18 protein-coding genes are annotated in these 18,026 nt (G+C 59.2%); 13 read left to right on the top strand and 5 right to left on the bottom strand.

Features of this window, described 5'->3' with window-relative positions:
- Nucleotides 1–2 precede the first annotated feature (2 nt).
- The gene (hemN, locus tag KUV39_RS10850) at nucleotides 3–1,340 is read right to left on the bottom strand and encodes an oxygen-independent coproporphyrinogen III oxidase (protein ID WP_222459775.1); all 1,338 of its coding nucleotides are present in this window, start codon (nucleotides 1,338–1,340) and stop codon (nucleotides 3–5) included.
- A 61-nt stretch (nucleotides 1,341–1,401) separates the two neighbouring features.
- On the opposite strand from hemN, the gene fnrL reads away from it, so the two are divergent.
- Nucleotides 1,402–2,142, top strand: coding sequence for a transcriptional regulator FnrL (fnrL, locus tag KUV39_RS10845; RefSeq protein WP_008559190.1), 741 nt, complete (start codon nucleotides 1,402–1,404; stop codon nucleotides 2,140–2,142).
- 61 nt (nucleotides 2,143–2,203) lie between these two features.
- Here the strand turns inward: fnrL and KUV39_RS10840 are convergent, their stop codons facing one another.
- A complete protein-coding gene (locus KUV39_RS10840; RefSeq protein ID WP_008562472.1) occupies nucleotides 2,204–3,043 on the bottom strand; it encodes a universal stress protein in 840 nt (279 codons plus the stop codon).
- A 204-nt stretch (nucleotides 3,044–3,247) separates the two neighbouring features.
- Between KUV39_RS10840 and ccoN the strand changes: the two genes are divergently transcribed.
- The 8 genes from ccoN (at nucleotide 3,248) to ccoS (ending at nucleotide 11,592) form a co-directional block, all read left to right on the top strand.
- On the top strand, nucleotides 3,248–4,858 hold the full coding sequence (gene ccoN / locus KUV39_RS10835; RefSeq protein WP_008560560.1) for a cytochrome-c oxidase, cbb3-type subunit I: 1,611 nt from the start codon (nucleotides 3,248–3,250) through the stop codon (nucleotides 4,856–4,858).
- 13 nt (nucleotides 4,859–4,871) lie between these two features.
- Complete coding sequence (gene ccoO, locus KUV39_RS10830) at nucleotides 4,872–5,600, top strand: cytochrome-c oxidase, cbb3-type subunit II (RefSeq protein WP_008559251.1); 729 nt, start codon at nucleotides 4,872–4,874, stop codon at nucleotides 5,598–5,600.
- Nucleotides 5,601–5,612: 12 nt separating this feature from the next.
- Nucleotides 5,613–5,810, top strand: a complete 198-nt coding sequence (locus tag KUV39_RS10825; protein WP_008559541.1) for a CcoQ/FixQ family Cbb3-type cytochrome c oxidase assembly chaperone — start codon at nucleotides 5,613–5,615, stop codon at nucleotides 5,808–5,810.
- Complete coding sequence (gene ccoP, locus KUV39_RS10820) at nucleotides 5,807–6,676, top strand: cytochrome-c oxidase, cbb3-type subunit III (RefSeq protein ID WP_008560667.1); 870 nt, start codon at nucleotides 5,807–5,809, stop codon at nucleotides 6,674–6,676. Before KUV39_RS10825 ends, ccoP begins: the two co-directional genes overlap by 4 nt.
- A gap of 630 nt (nucleotides 6,677–7,306) precedes the next feature.
- Complete coding sequence (gene ccoG / locus KUV39_RS10815) at nucleotides 7,307–8,746, top strand: cytochrome c oxidase accessory protein CcoG (protein WP_222459774.1); 1,440 nt, start codon at nucleotides 7,307–7,309, stop codon at nucleotides 8,744–8,746.
- A complete protein-coding gene (locus tag KUV39_RS10810) occupies nucleotides 8,743–9,213 on the top strand; it encodes a FixH family protein (RefSeq protein WP_046211839.1) in 471 nt (156 codons plus the stop codon). Before ccoG ends, KUV39_RS10810 begins: the two co-directional genes overlap by 4 nt.
- Nucleotides 9,214–9,219: 6 nt before the next feature.
- Nucleotides 9,220–11,400, top strand: a complete 2,181-nt coding sequence (locus tag KUV39_RS10805; protein WP_222459773.1) for a heavy metal translocating P-type ATPase — start codon at nucleotides 9,220–9,222, stop codon at nucleotides 11,398–11,400.
- 33 nt (nucleotides 11,401–11,433) lie between these two features.
- Nucleotides 11,434–11,592: a cbb3-type cytochrome oxidase assembly protein CcoS gene (gene ccoS, locus KUV39_RS10800; RefSeq protein ID WP_008561556.1), complete on the top strand. Its 159-nt coding sequence runs from the start codon at nucleotides 11,434–11,436 to the stop codon at nucleotides 11,590–11,592.
- A gap of 77 nt (nucleotides 11,593–11,669) precedes the next feature.
- Here the strand turns inward: ccoS and KUV39_RS10795 are convergent, their stop codons facing one another.
- From KUV39_RS10795 to KUV39_RS10785, 3 genes are all read right to left on the bottom strand, one after another.
- Nucleotides 11,670–13,286: a D-alanyl-D-alanine carboxypeptidase family protein gene (locus KUV39_RS10795; protein ID WP_222459772.1), complete on the bottom strand. Its 1,617-nt coding sequence runs from the start codon at nucleotides 13,284–13,286 to the stop codon at nucleotides 11,670–11,672.
- Nucleotides 13,287–13,582: 296 nt separating this feature from the next.
- Nucleotides 13,583–13,909, bottom strand: a complete 327-nt coding sequence (locus tag KUV39_RS10790; RefSeq protein WP_222459771.1) for a hypothetical protein — start codon at nucleotides 13,907–13,909, stop codon at nucleotides 13,583–13,585.
- A gap of 70 nt (nucleotides 13,910–13,979) precedes the next feature.
- Entirely contained in the window at nucleotides 13,980–14,693 is a 714-nt protein-coding gene (locus tag KUV39_RS10785) for an HAD family hydrolase (protein ID WP_222459770.1), read from the bottom strand.
- Between the two features lie 88 nt (nucleotides 14,694–14,781).
- Between KUV39_RS10785 and clpS the strand changes: the two genes are divergently transcribed.
- The 4 genes from clpS (at nucleotide 14,782) to hemF (ending at nucleotide 17,955) form a co-directional block, all read left to right on the top strand.
- The gene (clpS, locus tag KUV39_RS10780) at nucleotides 14,782–15,123 is read left to right on the top strand and encodes an ATP-dependent Clp protease adapter ClpS (RefSeq protein WP_037302665.1); all 342 of its coding nucleotides are present in this window, start codon (nucleotides 14,782–14,784) and stop codon (nucleotides 15,121–15,123) included.
- A 14-nt stretch (nucleotides 15,124–15,137) separates the two neighbouring features.
- Nucleotides 15,138–16,130 carry a class I SAM-dependent methyltransferase gene (locus tag KUV39_RS10775; protein ID WP_222459769.1) on the top strand — a complete coding sequence of 331 codons (993 nt, stop codon included), beginning with the start codon at nucleotides 15,138–15,140 and terminating at the stop codon, nucleotides 16,128–16,130.
- A gap of 99 nt (nucleotides 16,131–16,229) precedes the next feature.
- Nucleotides 16,230–17,033: an SDR family NAD(P)-dependent oxidoreductase gene (locus tag KUV39_RS10770; protein WP_008560396.1), complete on the top strand. Its 804-nt coding sequence runs from the start codon at nucleotides 16,230–16,232 to the stop codon at nucleotides 17,031–17,033.
- A gap of 28 nt (nucleotides 17,034–17,061) precedes the next feature.
- Nucleotides 17,062–17,955: an oxygen-dependent coproporphyrinogen oxidase gene (hemF, locus tag KUV39_RS10765; protein WP_046211844.1), complete on the top strand. Its 894-nt coding sequence runs from the start codon at nucleotides 17,062–17,064 to the stop codon at nucleotides 17,953–17,955.
- Nucleotides 17,956–18,026 lie beyond the last annotated feature (71 nt).

The raw sequence follows: 18,026 nt of genomic DNA, 5'->3' as shown, positions 1-18,026 counted from the left end.
CGTCAGATTGCCGGTAGCGCGTAGCGGTCCAACCGGCTTGCAATCATGCGGGCAAAGGGGCGGGCCTCGGGTTTGATTGCGATGCCGTGCTCGTCTCGCTGCAGCATTTCCGACAGCCCGGTTGCGATCTGATCCAGGTACAGGTCCAGCACCGCAACCGGCATGTCCAGATCCCGCGCAAGCGACGTGGCCGACAAATGCAGGTCGCACAGCAGCCGCTCTATCATCTCGCCTCGCAGCCTGTCGTCGTTCTTGAAGACGTGACCGCGGGTTGTGGCGTGATGACCACCTGCAATGGCCTGTTCGTACCCTGAGGTGCTGATTTCGTTCTGACAGTAGCCTTGCGGGAACCGGGATACAGCCGAGGCGCCAAGCCCGATCAGCACATCGTTGGGATCATCGGAGTAGCCCCGGAAATCCCGGCGCAGCCTTCCAAGCCGGTTTGCAATCGCCAATCTGTCATCAGGGCGGCTGAAATGATCCATTCCGATAGGCTGGTAGCCATCCCACTGAAGCAGCCGCTCGGCCGTTTCAAACAGGCGCAGGCGGTCCGGAGGCGGCGGCAAGGCTTCGGAGGGGATCATGCTCTGGCGTCGTGCGAGCGCCGGGACGTGGGAGTAGTTGCAGACTGAAAATCGATCCGGCGACAAAGACAGCAACATCTGCAACGTGTCGGTCAGTCGCGGACCGGTCTGATGTGGCAGGCCGTAGAGCACGTCAAATGTCAGCTGGCCGATGTGGTGCGCGCGCAGATCTTCGACAACAGCTGACACCCTGTCAAAGCTGAGCGTCCGTCCGATCGCGGCCTGGACTTCGGGATCAAAGTCCTGAATGCCCATGCTGACACTGTTGACCCCGGCAGCCTGCAAGGCCGCGACCCGGTCAAGATCGACATCGTTCGGATCCACTTCAACCGCGAATTCGTAGTCAGACGCCAAAGGTATGGCAGAGGTCAGGGTTGCGCTGAGGTCTGAAAACACATCCGCCGGGAGAATCGTTGGTGTTCCGCCGCCAAAATGCAGCCGGGATACAGTTGTGCCGGGCGGAAGGGATTGTAATACAAGTGAAATTTCCCGTTTCAAAGCCTCGACATACGACCGGATCGGGCCATCGCTCTGGCTGCTTTGCGTGCGGTAAGCGCAGAACCAGCAGAGTTTGCGACAGAATGGCACATGCAGGTAGATGGAGATGGAGCTATTCGCGTGAATGGAGCTAAGCCATTGACGTTTAAGCCCAGAATTGACCTCAGGGCTAAAGTGTGACACCGACGGATAGCTTGAATAACGCGGGGTCTTTGCGTCGAATAATGCGCGCGTCGCCAATTGTGATTTTTGCTCCATCCGGCTAACCTAGTTTCTGATCCCGGCTCCTAGCCTTGACCCAGATCAATTCGGACCAGACATGAACGTTCCAACCATCCAAACCTTTGATTGCGGTGATTGCCCCATCCGCCACCGGGCTGTCTGTGCCCGGTGTGATTCCGACGAGCTGGAGGCGCTGGACGCGATCAAATACTACCGGACCTATGATGCCGGTCAGTCGATTACATGGTCTGGCGACCGGATGGATTTTGTGGGCTCGGTCGTGTCCGGGATTGCGACCCTGACCCAGACGATGGAGGACGGGCGCACCCAGATGGTGGGTCTCTTGCTGCCCAGCGATTTTGTGGGGCGGCCGGGGCGGGACACTGCGGCCTACAACGTCGTTGCGACCTCAACCGTGGTGATGTGCTGTTTCCGCCGCAAGCCTTTTGAAGATCTGATGTCGCGCACGCCCCATATCGCTCATCGTCTGCTGGAGATGACGCTGGATGAACTGGACGCCGCCCGCGAGTGGATGTTGGTTCTGGGGCGCAAGACTGCGCGGGAGAAAATCGCGAGCCTGTTGTCCATTCTGGCGCGACGGGATGCATCGCTGCGACCCGAAAAGGACAGCAATCGCCGGGTTTTTGACCTGCCGCTGACACGCGAAGCGATGGCGGATTATCTCGGCCTGACGCTGGAGACCGTGAGCCGCCAGGTTTCCGCCCTGCGAAAGGATGGCGTGATTGAACTGGAAGGCAAACGCCATGTGACCGTCCCTGACATGGGGCGCCTGATGGAAGAGGCCGGTGATGACAGCGACGGGGGCGGCTTCCTCTGAGGTCGTTCAAACGAAAAGGGGCCAATCGGCCCCTTTGTTGTTTCTGCCAGCTTGCCTGCGCTTAATGCGCCATCAGAACCGGCACCTTTGCCTTTTCGAGCATATTCCGTGTCGCGCCACCAAGGATCGCCTCGCGGAAGCGAGAGTGGCCATAAGCCCCCATCACGATCAGGTCTGCAGCAGTATCCACCGCATGTCGGTTCAGCACATCGGACACGCGGGTCATTGATTTGCTCAGCACGTCGATTTCGCATTTCACCCCGTGGCGCGACAGCATCTGGCAAAGCAACCCGCCAGGATCAGAGCGCTCCGGCCCGTGCTGAGGCGGATCAATCACCACGACACGGACAAGGTCAGCGGCCTGCAACATCGGCAGGGCCTTCCGGATGGCAGTCATCGCCTCGATGCTTTCGTTCCAGGCAACCAGAACGGTTTTGGGGCGCTCTGGCAGGGTGACGTCATCAGGCACCACAAGAACCGGCGCGCGACCTTCAAACAGGGCGCTCTCGACAATTGCCTCGGCCTCGGCCGGGCGGTCCTTGCCATAGGGTTGGCTTAGCACCACCAGATCGGAAAACCGGGCCAGGCGGGCGACATGGCGCCCGAGATCCGCGATCTGGGCAACACCGGTTTCCACGTTGAAAGCGACGCCAGATTGACCAAGACGTTTGGTCACGGTCTTTTCAATTTCTCCGACTTCTTCCTTGGCCCGGGCAAGGGTCTCTTGCAGCACCATGGCGTTTGCACCGGCGTAGTAATATCCGGTCTGGGTGCGGTCGACGCCAAGGCAGAGCGCATCTGCATGGCCGTCCACCTGACGGGTAAGGGAGATGGTCTGTTCCAGCTGGGTCGCCGTATTGGCGGGGGTGGTCAGGACGGTGAGTATGGTTTTGTAGGACATGTCAGCCTCGCAAGTCTCAAGGGCGGCGGCGAAGTTTGGTTTTTTCGCGCTTTCGCTGCATCATGGAACTGCATGTCACATTCCGCCTTTACGCGTCTTGATGCAGATCAAGGCATGCATGGGCGCATTTTTGCATTCAAAGCACATAAAAAGTTGGTCCGGCACGCCCCAGAGAATCGTGGTGGACAAGGAAAGGGACGCAAGATGTCTAATTATATCAAGCTAATAGCGCTTGGTCTGATCACGCTTTTCGCGATGATCGCGACCAATTACGCGCGGGATTTGGCCTACCAGGTGCATGCGATTATCGTAATGCTCGTTGCTGGTGGGCTCTTTCTCTACACTCTCCGCCATACTGATGAACCTGTTGCTGCGACCGGATCGCTGCAGGGGGAGTATTTCGACAGTGTGGTCCGCTACGGTGTGATCGCCACCGCCTTCTGGGGCGTTGTCGGCTTTCTCGTCGGTGTCTACATCGCCTTTCAGCTGGCCTTTCCAGTCCTGAATTTCGATTGGGCCCAAGGCTTTGCCAATTTTGGACGTCTGCGCCCGCTGCATACTTCTGCAGTGATTTTTGCGTTTGGTGGCAACGCGCTGCTGGCAACTTCATTTTACGTGGTCCAGCGGACTTCGGCAGCCCGCCTCTGGGGCGGCAATCTGGCGTGGTTTGTGTTCTGGGGCTATCAGCTGTTCATCGTTCTGGCGGCGACCGGTTATCTTCTGGGCGGTACCCAGTCCAAGGAATATGCAGAACCCGAGTGGTATGTTGACCTGTGGCTGACCGTTGTGTGGGTTGCCTATCTGGCCGTGTTCCTGGGCACCGTCATCAAACGCAAGGAGCCGCACATCTACGTGGCAAACTGGTTCTACCTCGCGTTTATCGTCACTGTCGCCATGCTGCATGTGGTGAACAACCTGACCATTCCGGTTTCGATCTGGGGTTCCAAATCCGTGATCGTCTGGGCTGGCGTTCAGGATGCGATGGTTCAGTGGTGGTACGGCCACAATGCGGTGGGCTTCTTCCTGACCGCGGGTTTCCTGGGCATGATGTACTACTTCGTGCCGAAGCAGGCCGAACGTCCGGTTTTCTCGTACAAGCTGTCGATCATCCACTTCTGGGCGCTGATCTTCCTGTACATCTGGGCGGGTCCGCACCACCTGCACTACACCGCGCTGCCGGATTGGGCTTCGACCCTTGGCATGGTGTTCTCGATTGTTCTGTGGATGCCCAGCTGGGGTGGCATGATCAACGGCCTGATGACCCTGTCTGGCGCCTGGGACAAGCTGCGCACTGACCCGGTCATCCGGATGATGGTGATCTCGATCGGCTTTTACGGCATGTCCACCTTTGAAGGCCCGATGATGTCGATCCGCGCCGTGAACTCGCTGTCGCACTACACCGACTGGACCATCGGTCACGTTCACTCTGGTGCGCTTGGCTGGAACGGCATGATCACCTTTGGTGCGCTGTACTTCCTGGTGCCGGTTCTGTGGAAACGTGAGCGTCTCTACAGCCTCAGCCTCGTGTCCTGGCACTTCTGGCTCGCCACTATCGGTATCATTCTTTACGCGGCCTCCATGTGGGTGACCGGCATCATGGAAGGCCTGATGTGGCGTGAAGTCGATGCCAACGGGTTCCTCGTGAACTCCTTTGCAGACACCGTGGCAGCCAAGTTCCCGATGTATGTGGTTCGCGCTCTTGGTGGGGTCATGTTCCTCGCTGGTGCCCTGATCATGTGCTACAACCTTTGGATGACCGTACGACGGGCACCGGCCAAAGAGGCCAGCCTGACCGTCGCGGTTCCGGCTGAATAAGGAGGGCCGGACAATGGCAATTCTCGATAAACACAAAATCCTCGAGACCAACGCGACCCTCCTGTTGGTGTGCAGCTTCCTGGTTGTCACCATCGGTGGTCTGGTCCAGATCGCACCGCTGTTCTGGCTGGAAAACACCATCGAAGAGGTGGAGGGCATGCGTCCCTACACCCCGCTGGAGCTGGCAGGTCGCGATATCTACATCCGTGAAGGCTGCTATGTCTGTCACAGCCAGATGATCCGCCCGATGCGCGATGAAGTCGAACGCTACGGTCCCTATTCTCTGGCGGCGGAGTCGATGTACGACCATCCGTTCCAGTGGGGCTCCAAGCGGACCGGGCCGGATCTGGCTCGCGTGGGCGGCCGCTATTCGGATGAATGGCACGTCGACCACCTGCGCGATCCGCAGTCGGTTGTCCCTGAATCGGTGATGCCCAAATATGGCTTCCTTGAGGACAAGATGATCGACGGCAAATACATCGGTGATGTCATGGCCGCCAACGCCTTTGTTGGTGTGCCTTACACCGACGCGATGATCGAAAGCGCGCAGATGGACTTCCGTGTTCAGGCGGATCCGGATGCAGACTATGACGGCCTGCTGGAACGCTATGGTGACGGGATCAACGTGCGCAACTTCGATGGCCAGCCCGGTGTTTCCGAGGCGGACGCGCTGATCGCATACCTGCAAATGCTGGGGACTTTGGTTGATTTCTCGACCTTTACCCCGGTCGCCAACCGCTGATTGGAGGCAGAGATGGATATCTATTCGCTGCTAAGACAATTCGCGGACAGCTGGATGCTGCTGTTCCTGTTTATGTTCTTCATGGGCATCGTGGTCTGGGCGTTCCGCCCAGGTTCCACCAAGGTCTACAAGGACACCGCCAACATCCCGTTCCGGCATGAAGACAAACCCGCCCCAGAAATGGGTAAAGCCGAGGAGGCGCGGTCATGAGCAAAAAAGTGAAGAAGTTCGACGACGATCCGAACACAACCGGCCACAGCTGGGACGGTATCGAAGAATTCGACAATCCAATGCCGCGCTGGTGGTTGTGGACATTCTACGCCACCATCATCTGGGGCATCGGCTATACCATCGCCTATCCCGCTTGGCCTGGCATCCAGGCAGCGACTGCAGGCGTGCTTGGCTGGAATTCCCGCGCGCTGGTGGCTGAGGAAATCGCAGCCGTCGAAGAGGCCAACGCGCCGATCAACGCCCGCCTGGTGGAAACCGAGCTGACCGAGATCGCCGCTGACGCGGATCTGAACGGCTATGCCGTCTCCTCCGGTGCTGCGGTTTTCAAGACCTGGTGCGCCCAGTGTCACGGTGCTGGCGCTGCGGGTGCCAAGGGCTATCCGAACCTTCTGGATGACGACTGGCTTTGGGGTGGCACGATGGAGGACATCCACGTGACCGTCACCCACGGTATCCGCAACGAAGAGAGCGACGAAGCGCGCTACTCCGAGATGCCTGCCTTTGGCCGGGACGAGCTGTTGGAAAAGGAAGAAATCGATCAGGTCGTGAATTTTGTCATGTCCCTGTCGGGTGAACCGCAGGACGCATCCAAAGTGGACGCAGGCGCGGTGATCTTTGCCGACAACTGTGCATCCTGTCACATGGAAGACGGCACCGGTGACCGCTTCCAGGGGGCACCAAACCTTGCGGATGCGATTTGGCTCTATGGTGGTGACTATGACACCCTGACCGAGACGATCTACAATTCCCGCTATGGCGTGATGCCCCCGTGGAACACCCGCCTGAGCGAGGCTCAGATCCGAGCGGTTTCTGCCTATGTGCACCAGCTGGGTGGTGGTGAATAACCCACCGTTGCCTGAAACAATCGAAAGCCCCGCCAATCGTGCGGGGCTTTTTCTTTGGTCAATTTGCAAGCTCTTGATTTGCATCAAAGCGGGAGTGGCAGCGCCGTCTTAAACATAACGGTGAGAGTTGCACCCGCCTGAGGGCCTGACCCCAAGGCATGGGTGTTCCCATCCCGCCGCCGCGTGTTTGGCAGGTGGGGCAGCGTCGGCTTTTCGATCTGTTCGCGCGTTTCCTGGAAAGCCGACGCTCATTTTTCCGCCGCCGCTGCTGACCCCGCGCAGGCGGTTTTTCCGTATCAAGATATGGCTTTGCATGACTCCTGTGCGCAAACGGGGTTTTGTCCTATGCTGCAGGTCATGCAGGTGGTCACAAATGCGCGAGTGTCGGGCCTGCGCTCTGGTGTCACATTGCGGCAGGGCGCCGCGCGACAATTGGGGTGCGAAATTGTATGCCATTGTTTTAAAGGGGAAATTTCAAAATTTCCTGTCGTGGACACAATGCCACGCCCCGTTGACCGCGCTCGCGCAACGCGAAAGATGCGTTCTGCATATGCGTTTGATCCACGTCAAGGTTAGCGCCTGACGCATCTGGGACAACCGCACCTATAACGCAAGATTTGGAGTGAGTCCGTGAGCGATTCCGATCCCGCCCCCAGCCTGTACGCCCCGAGAGAGCCGATTTTCCCACGCCGTGTCTCGGGCGCGTTTCGAAATCTGAAATGGTACATCATGGCCGTGACGCTGGGGATCTATTATCTCACGCCCTGGATCCGTTGGGACCGTGGACCGGCTCTGCCGGATCAGGCGGTGCTGCTCGATCTTGCCAACCGCCGGTTCTATTTCTTCTGGATCGAGATCTGGCCACATGAATTCTATTTCGTTGCCGGTCTCTTGATCATGGCAGGCTTGGGCTTGTTCCTGTTCACCTCGGCCCTGGGTCGGGTGTGGTGTGGCTACGCCTGCCCGCAGACTGTTTGGACCGATCTCTTCATCCTGGTGGAACGCTGGATCGAAGGCGACCGGAACGCGCGTCTGCGTCTGCACCGACAAAAGAAACTCGACTTCCGCAAGGCACGGCTGCGGGTCACCAAATGGGTGGTCTGGCTGTTGATCGGCTTGGCAACCGGCGGTGCCTGGGTGTTCTATTTTGCCGATGCGCCGACGCTCTTGCGGGATCTCGTGACCGGCAATGCCCATCCGGTTGCCTATACCACGATGGCGATCCTGACCGGGACGACCTTCTTCTTTGGTGGTTTTGCCCGCGAGCAGATCTGTATCTACGCGTGCCCCTGGCCGCGCATTCAGGCCGCGATGATGGATGAGGACACGCTGACCGTAGGCTATCGGGAATGGCGTGGCGAACCACGGGGCAAAGCCCGCAAAACCGATGAGCCCGGCACACAGCACGGTGATTGCATCGACTGTATGGCCTGCGTGAACGTCTGCCCCATGGGCATCGACATCCGCGATGGTCAGCAGATGGAGTGTATCACCTGTGCGCTGTGTATTGATGCCTGCGACGACATCATGGGCAAGATCGGCAAGCCGCGTGGCCTGATCGATTACATGGCGCTGAGCGACGAGGCCAACGAACGGGCAGGCCAGCCTCCCAAGAGTGTGTGGAAACACATCCTGCGTCCGCGCACCATCATGTATACCTCGCTTTGGGGGGCAGTTGGCCTGGCGCTGCTGTTTGCCTTGTTTATTCGCTCGGACATCGAATTGACGGTCGCACCGGTGCGCAACCCGACCTTTGTCACGCTTTCCGATGGGTCGATCCGCAACACCTATGATGTGCGTCTGCGCAACAAAACCGGAGAGCCGCGTCCGTTCGAGCTGTCGCTCAAGGGCGAAGGTGAATTGCAAATGACGCTGGAAGGGGTCGATGGTACCATCGTTGACGTCCCAGCCGATACGAGCCTCTTGCAGCGTGTCTATATTGTTGCGCCCAAAGGATCCGACGCAGCGCAGGCCCGCAGCACGCCGGTTCGCATCTGGGTCGCGGATGTGGCAAATGGTGAACGTGCCTTCAAGGACAGCAGCTTCAACGGAAAGGGAGCGGATCAATGAGCGAAGGAAAACCCGCGCGACAGTTCACGGGGTGGCACGCGCTGATGGTCTTTGGCGGTGCTTTCGGCATCATCATCGCGGTCAACATCGCACTGGCGGTGAGCGCAGTCAGCACCTTTCCGGGGCTTGAGGTGAAGAACAGCTATGTGGCGAGCCAGAGTTTTGACGCGCGCCGCGATGCACAAGAGGCGTTGGGCTGGTCTGTCTATGCCTCTGCCGCAGGCGATCAGATCAAGCTGGAAATCACCGATGCAGATGGCGCGCCGGTCGAGGTGGCTGCGCTGTCTGCCACCTTGGGGCGGGCGACCCATGTCAAAGATGACCAGACCCCTGATTTCCGGTTCGACGGCAAAGCCTATGTTGCTCCGGCTGAGCTGAGCCCGGGCAATTGGAATATTCGCATGAAGGCGCGCGCCGATGACGGGACCGAGTTTGAACAGCGGGTCATCCTGCATGTGGCGCGGTGATCTGACATGACGACTGCAGTGCGCCCGCAAATGGCCGTATGTCCCGGCTGTGTCGCGGCCCCCAACGGGGCCGTGGATGACGCACCAACCGAGGCACGTCTGGCGCTGTCATTGCCGACCATTCACTGCCAGGCCTGCATCTCAACTGTCGAGCGCGGTCTTAATGCGCAACCGGGCGTGCGTAGCGCGCGGGTGAACCTGACCCTGAAACGGGCTTTGATCGAAGCCGACCCAGACATGAAGGCGGCAGACCTGATCCCGGTTCTGGAAGGGCTTGGTTTTGAGGCCCACGAACTGGACATCGCGGCGCTGAGCGCAACCGAAACCGACAAGGCCGGGCGCGAATTGTTGATGCGGCTTGCCGTCGCGGGCTTTGCTGCGATGAATGTGATGCTCTTGTCCGTATCGGTCTGGTCCGGGGCCAGCGACGCGACCCGCGATCTGTTTCACTGGATTTCGGCCGCGATCACCTTCCCCGCAATTCTGTTCTCTGCCCAGCCGTTCTTTCGCAATGCCTGGCAGGCGCTTCGGGTCAAACGTCTGAACATGGACGTGCCGATTGTCCTGGCCTTGGTCCTGACGCTGGTCACCTCCTTGTGGGAGACATCTCTGTCGGGCGAACACGCCTATTTCGATGCCGCGCTGACACTTACGTTTCTGTTGCTCGCGGGTCGCTATCTGGATCACCGCACCCGCGCCGTGGCGCGCTCAGCGGCCGAGGAACTGGCGGCACTGGAGGTGCCACGGGCGCTTCGTCTGGATGATGGGGGAGAGCCCATCGAGGTGGCGGTTGGTGACTTGGCGGTCGGAGACCACATCCTGGTGCGTCCGGGTGGCCGTATGCCGGTGGACGGGCAGGTCGTGGAAGGCCAGTCTGAACTGGACCGTTCTTTGCTGACTGGTGAGACCCTGCCAGTCTTTGCCGAGGCGGGCAGTGTCGTTTCTGCCGGTGAGGTCAATCTGACCGGGCCGCTGGTCATCAAGGCGACGGCAGTGGGCAAAGAGAGCTCTCTGCATCAGCTCGCGGATCTTGTCGCCATCGCGGAATCTGGTCGCTCGCGCTACACGTCGCTCGCGGATCGTGCTGCCAAACTCTATGCGCCGGGGGTGCACATCCTGTCGGCACTGGCGTTTCTTGGTTGGTATCTTTTCACCTTTGACATGCGTGTGGCGCTGAATATTGCGGCGGCGGTTTTGATTATCACCTGCCCCTGTGCATTGGGGCTGGCGGTTCCGGCGGTGACAACGGCGGCGTCCGGTCGGCTCTTCAAACGGGGAATGCTGATCAAGGATGCCACCGCACTTGAGCGGCTGGCAGAGGTGGACACCGTGGTCTTTGACAAGACCGGCACCCTGACAAACGGCACCCCGCAGGCTGACGACTTTTCGGCCCTCTCGCCGCAAGATCAGCAGCTGGCCTATGCGCTCGCCCGCGGTTCGGATCACCCGCTGTCTGTTGCGATCTGCAATGCTGCCGAGGCCGCCAATGTTGCACCTGCACCGGTGACCGAGTTGCGCGAAATTCCCGGTTTTGGCACCGAAGCCATGCATGATGGAACGCGCGTGCGCCTGGGGCGCGCGGCTTGGGTTGGGGCTGAGGCTGGCAGCAAGACGGCGGCTTTCCTTGACCGGGGAGACGGGGCGGCGCAGTCGATCACCTTTTCCGACAGTCTGCGTCCCGGCGCGGCAGAGGCCGTATCGGCGCTGCTGGAGGCGGGCAAGGAGGTCTGGCTGATCTCTGGCGATACAGACGGTGCCGTGCGCGATCTGGCGCAGCGCCTTGGGATCACCAACTGGGTGTCCTCTGCGCTTCCTCAGGACAAATCTGCGCGGATCATGGGGCTGTCAGAGGCTGGCCAGCATGTTCTGATGGTGGGCGACGGGCTGAATGATACAGCGGCATTGGCTGCTGCGCATGTGTCGATTTCCCCTGCGTCCGCCCTTGATGCAGCGCGGGTGGCCTCGGACATCGTTTTGTTGGGGCAGGATCTGTCGCCGATCGCAGAGGCCTGCAGCGTTGCACAAAAGGCGACCCGCCGGATCAGCGAGAATTTCCGGATCGCGACGCTTTACAATGTCATTGCCGTGCCGCTGGCCGTCGCCGGGCTCGCCACTCCCTTTGTTGCGGCCTTGGCGATGTCCACCTCGTCGATTACGGTGTCCCTGAACGCCCTGCGCTTGCGCTGAATGTGACTGGCGCGCTGACTGGAAAGCCCTGACATGAGTGTTTTGTCCTATCTCATCCCGATTTCACTTCTTCTCGGAGGAGTTGGCCTTGTGGGGTTTCTCTACACGGTACGATCAAACCAATATGACGATCCCGAGGGGGATGCACGGCGCATCCTGAGTGATGAATGGGACGATCATCCCAAACCCTGACCCGGTGGATAGAACAGACACGAAAAAGGCGCCGCTTGGGCGCCTTTTTTGATGGATTGTGATGTCTGTGTCTGGCGTCAGGACGGGCCAACCGTCTCGCAGCTGATGTTGCGCGCCGTGAGGCGACGGCAGGCGAGGGCTGCGCTTTCCTTGGTCATGCCCAGGAAATTTGCATCGAAACCTCGGGGCGTTTTCACCACCTTGCGCAAGGAACCGTCCAAGGTTGCCATTTCAGCCAGCGCCGTGCGCAGGAGCACCTTTTCTGCTTGATAACGGCTGCCGTAGCGTCCGACATTGATGCCCCAGTAGCGACCGCCAGAGGTGGAAAGGCGGGTCACGATCACAGGTTCCGGATCTGCTGCATCCTGGCTTTCGGCGAGGCGGGCAGGGCGCGCCTGTGGGCGCAGACCGGTAAAGGGACGGGGACGTGCCAGGGTCTGCGCAATGGGTGTTGTCGGTTGCGCGGCAACTGCAGAGACGATTTCTGCCTCTTCAATGGCGGCGGTGATGCTGGCGCGCAGAACGTCGCGGTCCAGCTGCGGCGCGGCCTCCGCTGCGAGAACGTCGGTCGCCAGCACTTCGGCGGCCTGCGCTTCTGCGACTTGCTGCGCGATGGCCTCTGCATCGACCTCAGTGTCTGCTTCCGCCAGCAGGGTGGTTGGTTCTTGTGTCTCGCTCACTGGTCGTTGTTTCGGTCGCAGGCTGGTTTTGACAAGGCCGGACACGCGCACTGTTTTTCCTGCGGTGCCGTCAGCATTTGCGACCTGAGTGCCAAGCCCCCGGTTGCCCTGATAAGGCGGTTGCGCCGGGCGGCGCAGTTTTGCGTGACTGGGGGCCCGGCGGAACCCCAGATCCAGAAGTTCAGCAACCTTTGCATTGCGCGAGGTCGAGGACTTGCCGCCAAACACCGTCGCGATTACCCGTTCGTTGCCTCGCTGGGCTGACGCGACGAGATTGAAACCGGCAGCGCGGGTGTATCCGGTTTTGATGCCGTCAGCACCACGATAAGCCGCAAGCAGTCGGCGGTTTGTGTTTGGCACCGTGCGCACCCCGGCATCGGCCGATTTGCGAGAGAACAGATTATAGTATTCGGGATAGTCATAAAGGATGTGACGTCCGAGTGTCGTCATATCGCGCGCTGTGGACATATGGCCATTCTCGGTCAGACCATGCGCGTTCTTAAATGTGGTGCGCGACATGCCAAGCGCCTTGGCTGTACGGGTCATGCGCCGTGCAAAGGCAGCTTCGGATCCGGAGAGTGTTTCACCAATTGCCGTGGCTGCGTCATTTGCGGATTTGATGGCTGCGGCGCGGATGAGATAGCGAAATGCAATGCGTTGACCTGCCTTGAGGCCCAGCTTTGATGGAGGTTCCGCAGCCGCGTTACGGCTGATTTTCACCTTGGTGTCGAGAGTGATCTCGCCGTTTCGGACGGCCTCAAACGCAATATACAGCGTCATCATCTTGGTCAGAGACGCCGGGTGCAAACGGGTGTCGGCGTTGCGGGAGTGCAGCACCTCACCGGTGCGGGCGTCAATCACCATCGCAGCATAGGGTGCCGCACCAACATTGGGAGGCGCAGCCATGATCATGGTGAGAAAAACAACTAGTCCCAAGACCCAACGCGACAGCCGGTGCGATACCTGCTGCGCAAGGATCAGCGGAGTCCGCCTGACCTGCACGTTATCTGCCATCTATGCCTCTATGCCGTCGGTTTTCCGACTGACGTTTTTTGCCTGATTAGCAAAACCCTAACACAGGGGCAGTTCCGAATAAACCTTGAGGTTTTTTACATAATTTCGTGAACAGGTGAGGTGTTTCGATATCTAGTGGGTGAAAGTCGCACCCTCCACTAAATGCGCTGTTGGTTAATGAAAGGTTAGCAAAAAAACCTTGCAGAACTGCTGTCATCCTGCCCGGAGCGGCGGCAGTTGATGCCACCGCGCAACAGCCAAGCCTTACCTGTCATCGCTGGGGTGCGCAGATGGCGCTAAACCTCGTGGGTGCCGGTGAAGTAGAAGGGGCCGGAATAGATGAGTTCCAGCGAAAAATGGCAGCTTTGGGGAATCATCGTCATGACCGCAGTTTTTAGCGAATCCAGCAGCCTGTTCGAAAAGGCGTCGTCGCGATGGGCTTTCACCAGCAGCGCCACCTTGATGTCGACATGTGTGTGGTGATGCGCGTCTACGCGAAAGGCGCGGCCCTTACAGGCTCCTGCGCCATCGTCATGTTCAAGGATGACCTGTTCAATGCGTTCCAGAATGGCGGGCGCGTCGAGGGTGATGTCTTGGGTATATTTGATTTCTGCGTGAGGCATGATGAAGGCCGTCCGAACTGTCGAATGTTATGAAATGACGTGGTCTAATGTGATGAAGGCTGCGGCCGGACTACCCGATACCGGCCACAAGGTCGGGCAGGGCAGAGAGGTCGGCAATTTCGCGGTAGCGTGCGCTGTGTTCGGGGGCGGGGGCATATTCCACCTCCCACACCAGACCATGCGGCACATAGGTGCCCCAACCTCCTGCATCGATGACAGGAACCACGTCAGAACGCATGGAATTCCCCACCATCATTGATCTCTCGGCTCCGTCGCCGTGACGCGCAAAGATGTCCGTGTAAACTGCGGGGGTTTTCTCGGACACGATCTCTACCCCGTCAAACAGCTCTCCCAGACCAGACTGGGCGAGCTTGCGCTCCTGATCCAACAGATCCCCCTTGGTGATCAGAACCACCCGGTGACTGTCGGCGAGTGCCTCCACCGCGGTCTGTGCCGCAGGCAGCAGTTCGATCGGATAGGACAGCATCATCTGCCCTGCCGTGATCAATTCCTGGATGACGCTGGCAGGCACCTGCGCCTCGGTCACGTCGATGGCGGTTTCGATCATCGACAGCGTGAACCCCTTCACCCCATAGCCATAGCGACCCAGATTGCGTTTTTCAGCTGCCAACAGGCGTTCGGAGAGCGACTGGGAATCAACCGTGTCAGGAACATGATCCATCAGCAATTCGGCAAAGCGGTCCTGCGTAACACGGAAAAACCGTTCATTGTGCCAAAGGGTATCGTCGGCATCGAAGCCGATTGTTGTCAAATTTCGGGTCAATCGAACACGCTCAATCCCTTTTCCTATCCGTCAGAAACGCTATATAAGCGGGACACCAAAATCCATCCATGATCGGAATTCAGTGCCCATGCTGCCTACGCCAGTAATGATGTCGGACCATTCAGATGACGATACCGAATTCGGTGTCCTGACCAAGACCCGACCGAAGACACAGCGTCCGCCGCGGTACAAGGTGCTGCTGTTGAACGATGACTACACGCCAATGGAATTTGTCGTCATGGTTCTGGAGCGGTTTTTCAACATGACCCACGCCGAGGCGTTCGAGGTCATGCTGACCGTTCACAAGAAAGGCGTCGCTGTTGTGGGTGTCTTTAGTCATGAAATTGCCGAAACCAAGGTTGGGCAGGTCATGGATTTTGCGCATCGTCACCAGCATCCGCTGCAGTGCACGATGGAAAAAGAAGAATAACGAGGCCCCAGAACATGTCTATTCGCCTGTCCCTGGCCGTCGAGACGGGCGGATTTTCCGTGCCCGAAACTGGCCGCATCGCTGTTTTCAATCCGTCCTCGGGTCTGGATCTGTCAGATTTGCCCAAAGAAAGGGTGCTGATTGTCCAGCCATTCGCCCCCGATCATGAAAACTTTGCCGCTGCAGGGTATACCTGTTCGCCCGATCTGCCCGGGGATGAGCGTTTCGCCGCTGCGGTGGTTTTCCTGCCCCGCGCCAAGGCTTTGGCCCGTAGTCTGATTGCCGACGCAACCGCGGTCTGTGATGGCCCTGTCCTGATTGATGGCAACAAGACTGACGGAATCGATTCGATCCTGAAGGCACTGAAACCCCGCGCAACCCTCTCCAGCGCGATCTCAAAGGCCCACGGCAAGGCGTTCTGGTTTGAGGCGGCGTCTGCTGATCTGGCAGATTGGCGGGCTGGTCCGCAGCAGATCACAGGTGGGTTTACCACGGCACCAGGTGTCTTTTCTGCAGATGACATCGACCCGGCCTCGGCCCTTCTGGCGGCGGCGTTGCCTGAAAAGCTGGGGCGCAATGTCGTCGATCTGGGGGGCGGATGGGGCTATCTGTCTGCTGAAATTCTCAAACGGGAAAATGTTCAGTCGCTGCATCTGGTCGAGGCTGATCATATTGCCCTGTCTTGTGCGCGGCAGAATATCTCTGATGACCGGGTCCAGTTTCACTGGGCTGACGCGCGGGGATGGAAAGCACCAGACCGGGTTGATTGCGTCGTGTCCAACCCACCCTTCCACACGGGCCGCGCGGCAGAGCCCTCGCTTGGGCAGGCCTTTATCACCGCGGCCTCGGGCATGTTGGCGCCTGCGGGCTCTCTTTGGTTGGTGGCCAATCGGCACCTGCCATATGAGACCACCCTGGCAGAGCAGTTTGCCGCGGTAGAAGAGGTCGCGGGTGACAATCGGTTCAAAGTGCTTCACGCCAGCCGTCCGCGTCGGCATCGCCGCTAAGGGTGCCGCAATACGATGGTTTCCTTGCCGCGCCCTGCAGTTTAGGTTGCCACTAGCGTGCAGCGCCTCGCGCGGCAGGGAACATGACGGAGGTCATTCATGTCTTTTTCCATCTCGGGCAAAACCGCCATCGTAACCGGTTCATCTAGCGGGATCGGTTTGGCAATAGGCAAGCAATTCGCCGCTGCCGGAGCAAACGTGATGTTTGCCGACACGGATGAGGCCGCGTTGTTGGCAGAGCTGGGCACACAGGCAGACGAAAGCAATATCCGCTATTTCGCCGGAGATCTGCGCGAACGACTGACGATTGCAAACCTTTTGTCGGCAACCATTGATGCCTTTGACGAGGTGGACATTCTGGTGAATGGCGCGCGTCAGGTGGTTCAAACCGATCCGCTCGATCCCGAAGACCAGTCGCTCGAATTACTGCTCAATCAAACCCTGTTGCCGACCATGCGGCTGTCGCAGCAAGTGGCGCGCCGAATGATCAAACAGGGCGAAGAACGGGACAACGGCGGCCCGAACGGGGCAATCATCAACTTGTCCTCCATTGCGGCACGCAGATCGCATCCCGAACTGATGGCCTATTGCGTTGCCTCCGCCGCGTTGGATCAGCTGACACGCTCTCTGTCGGTCTCGTTGGCGCCGCATCGGATCCGGGTGAACTCTATTGCGTTTGGTTCCGTCATGAGTGCCTCGATGCAGGCAACGCTCAAAGACAACCGGGCCTTTCGTCAGGATATCGAACGACACACCCCCTTGGGGCGGATTGCTTCGCCAAGCGAACTCACCGAGGCCGCACAGTTCCTTGCATCGGACGCGGCTGCATTCATGACCGGTCAGATCGTCACGCTTGATGGTGGGCGCACGCTGCTCGATACCGTCGAAGTCCCCGTCCACTAACGCCCCCACCGTTGCCAGAGGTTGCGCAATGAGCACTGACATGATCGACGAAAAGGCACGCGCCGCGGCCTGGTTCAAATCCCTGCGAGACAGCATCGTTGCCGCGTTTGAAGGGCTGGAAGACAGCCATGACACGGGCCCGTTCAGCGACCAGCCTGCCGGTCGTTTCGATGTCAGCGAAACCAAACGGACAGCAGAGGATGGAAGCGACGCGGGCGGCGGATTGATGAGCGTCATGCGCGGTGGCCGTGTATTTGAAAAGGTGGGCGTCAACATTTCAGAAGTCTACGGCACCCTGGGCGAGCGCGCGCAGCACGCGATGGCCGCGCGCAAGGGTATTCCGGGCATGAAGGACGATCCCCGGTTCTGGGCCTCTGGGATTTCGCTGGTGGCGCATATGCAGAACCCGCATGTGCCGGCGGTCCACATGAACACCCGCATGTTCTGGACGCCCCACGCCTGGTGGTTCGGCGGTGGTTCGGATCTCAACCCTTGTCTGGAATATGACGAAGACACGGCTCACTTCCATCATGTGCAAAAGCGTCACCTCGACCCTCATGGCGAAGACCTGTATCCCCGCCTGAAGGAATGGGCGGATGACTATTTCTACATCCCCCACCGCAAGCGGGCCCGCGGGGTCGGCGGCATCTTTATGGACGATCGAAACTCTGGCGATTGGGAGGCGGATTTCGCCCTGACGCAGGACATCGGACGGGCGTTTCTGCCGGCTTATCTGCCCTTGGTGGAACAGCGGCGCACGCTTGCATTTGGTGCGGCAGAAAAGGATGCCCAGTTGGTGCATCGTGGGCTCTATGCGGAATACAATCTCGTCTATGACCGGGGCACCAAATTCGGCCTTGAAACGGGTCATGACGCCAACGCCGTCCTGATGAGCCTGCCGCCGCTCGCGAAATGGATCTGATGGGCGTGTAACCGCTCCCGCGGTTTATCGCTGATCTTTCGGCTGTTTGTCCTTGCTGATTGCCCGGTAGT

Source organism: Phaeobacter italicus (assembly GCF_019801785.1).
Classification (GTDB): Bacteria; Pseudomonadota; Alphaproteobacteria; order Rhodobacterales; family Rhodobacteraceae; genus Phaeobacter; species Phaeobacter italicus.
The sequence above is the reverse complement of the archived record's forward strand: the minus strand, read 5'-3'. Positions and strand labels throughout refer to the sequence as shown.

Coding starts and splice junctions, on each gene's coding strand:
- hemN (WP_222459775.1), bottom strand. CDS start 1,340: ATGGAGCAAAAATCACAATTGGCGACGCGCGCATTATTCGACGCAAAG.
- clpS (WP_037302665.1), top strand. CDS start 14,782: ATGCTGCCTACGCCAGTAATGATGTCGGACCATTCAGATGACGATACC.
- KUV39_RS10770 (WP_008560396.1), top strand. CDS start 16,230: ATGTCTTTTTCCATCTCGGGCAAAACCGCCATCGTAACCGGTTCATCT.
- ccoP (WP_008560667.1), top strand. CDS start 5,807: ATGAGCAAAAAAGTGAAGAAGTTCGACGACGATCCGAACACAACCGGC.
- KUV39_RS10805 (WP_222459773.1), top strand. CDS start 9,220: ATGACGACTGCAGTGCGCCCGCAAATGGCCGTATGTCCCGGCTGTGTC.
- KUV39_RS10795 (WP_222459772.1), bottom strand. CDS start 13,286: ATGGCAGATAACGTGCAGGTCAGGCGGACTCCGCTGATCCTTGCGCAG.
- ccoO (WP_008559251.1), top strand. CDS start 4,872: ATGGCAATTCTCGATAAACACAAAATCCTCGAGACCAACGCGACCCTC.
- ccoN (WP_008560560.1), top strand. CDS start 3,248: ATGTCTAATTATATCAAGCTAATAGCGCTTGGTCTGATCACGCTTTTC.
- fnrL (WP_008559190.1), top strand. CDS start 1,402: ATGAACGTTCCAACCATCCAAACCTTTGATTGCGGTGATTGCCCCATC.
- KUV39_RS10775 (WP_222459769.1), top strand. CDS start 15,138: ATGTCTATTCGCCTGTCCCTGGCCGTCGAGACGGGCGGATTTTCCGTG.
- KUV39_RS10825 (WP_008559541.1), top strand. CDS start 5,613: ATGGATATCTATTCGCTGCTAAGACAATTCGCGGACAGCTGGATGCTG.
- KUV39_RS10810 (WP_046211839.1), top strand. CDS start 8,743: ATGAGCGAAGGAAAACCCGCGCGACAGTTCACGGGGTGGCACGCGCTG.
- hemF (WP_046211844.1), top strand. CDS start 17,062: ATGAGCACTGACATGATCGACGAAAAGGCACGCGCCGCGGCCTGGTTC.
- ccoS (WP_008561556.1), top strand. CDS start 11,434: ATGAGTGTTTTGTCCTATCTCATCCCGATTTCACTTCTTCTCGGAGGA.
- KUV39_RS10790 (WP_222459771.1), bottom strand. CDS start 13,909: ATGCCTCACGCAGAAATCAAATATACCCAAGACATCACCCTCGACGCG.
- KUV39_RS10840 (WP_008562472.1), bottom strand. CDS start 3,043: ATGTCCTACAAAACCATACTCACCGTCCTGACCACCCCCGCCAATACG.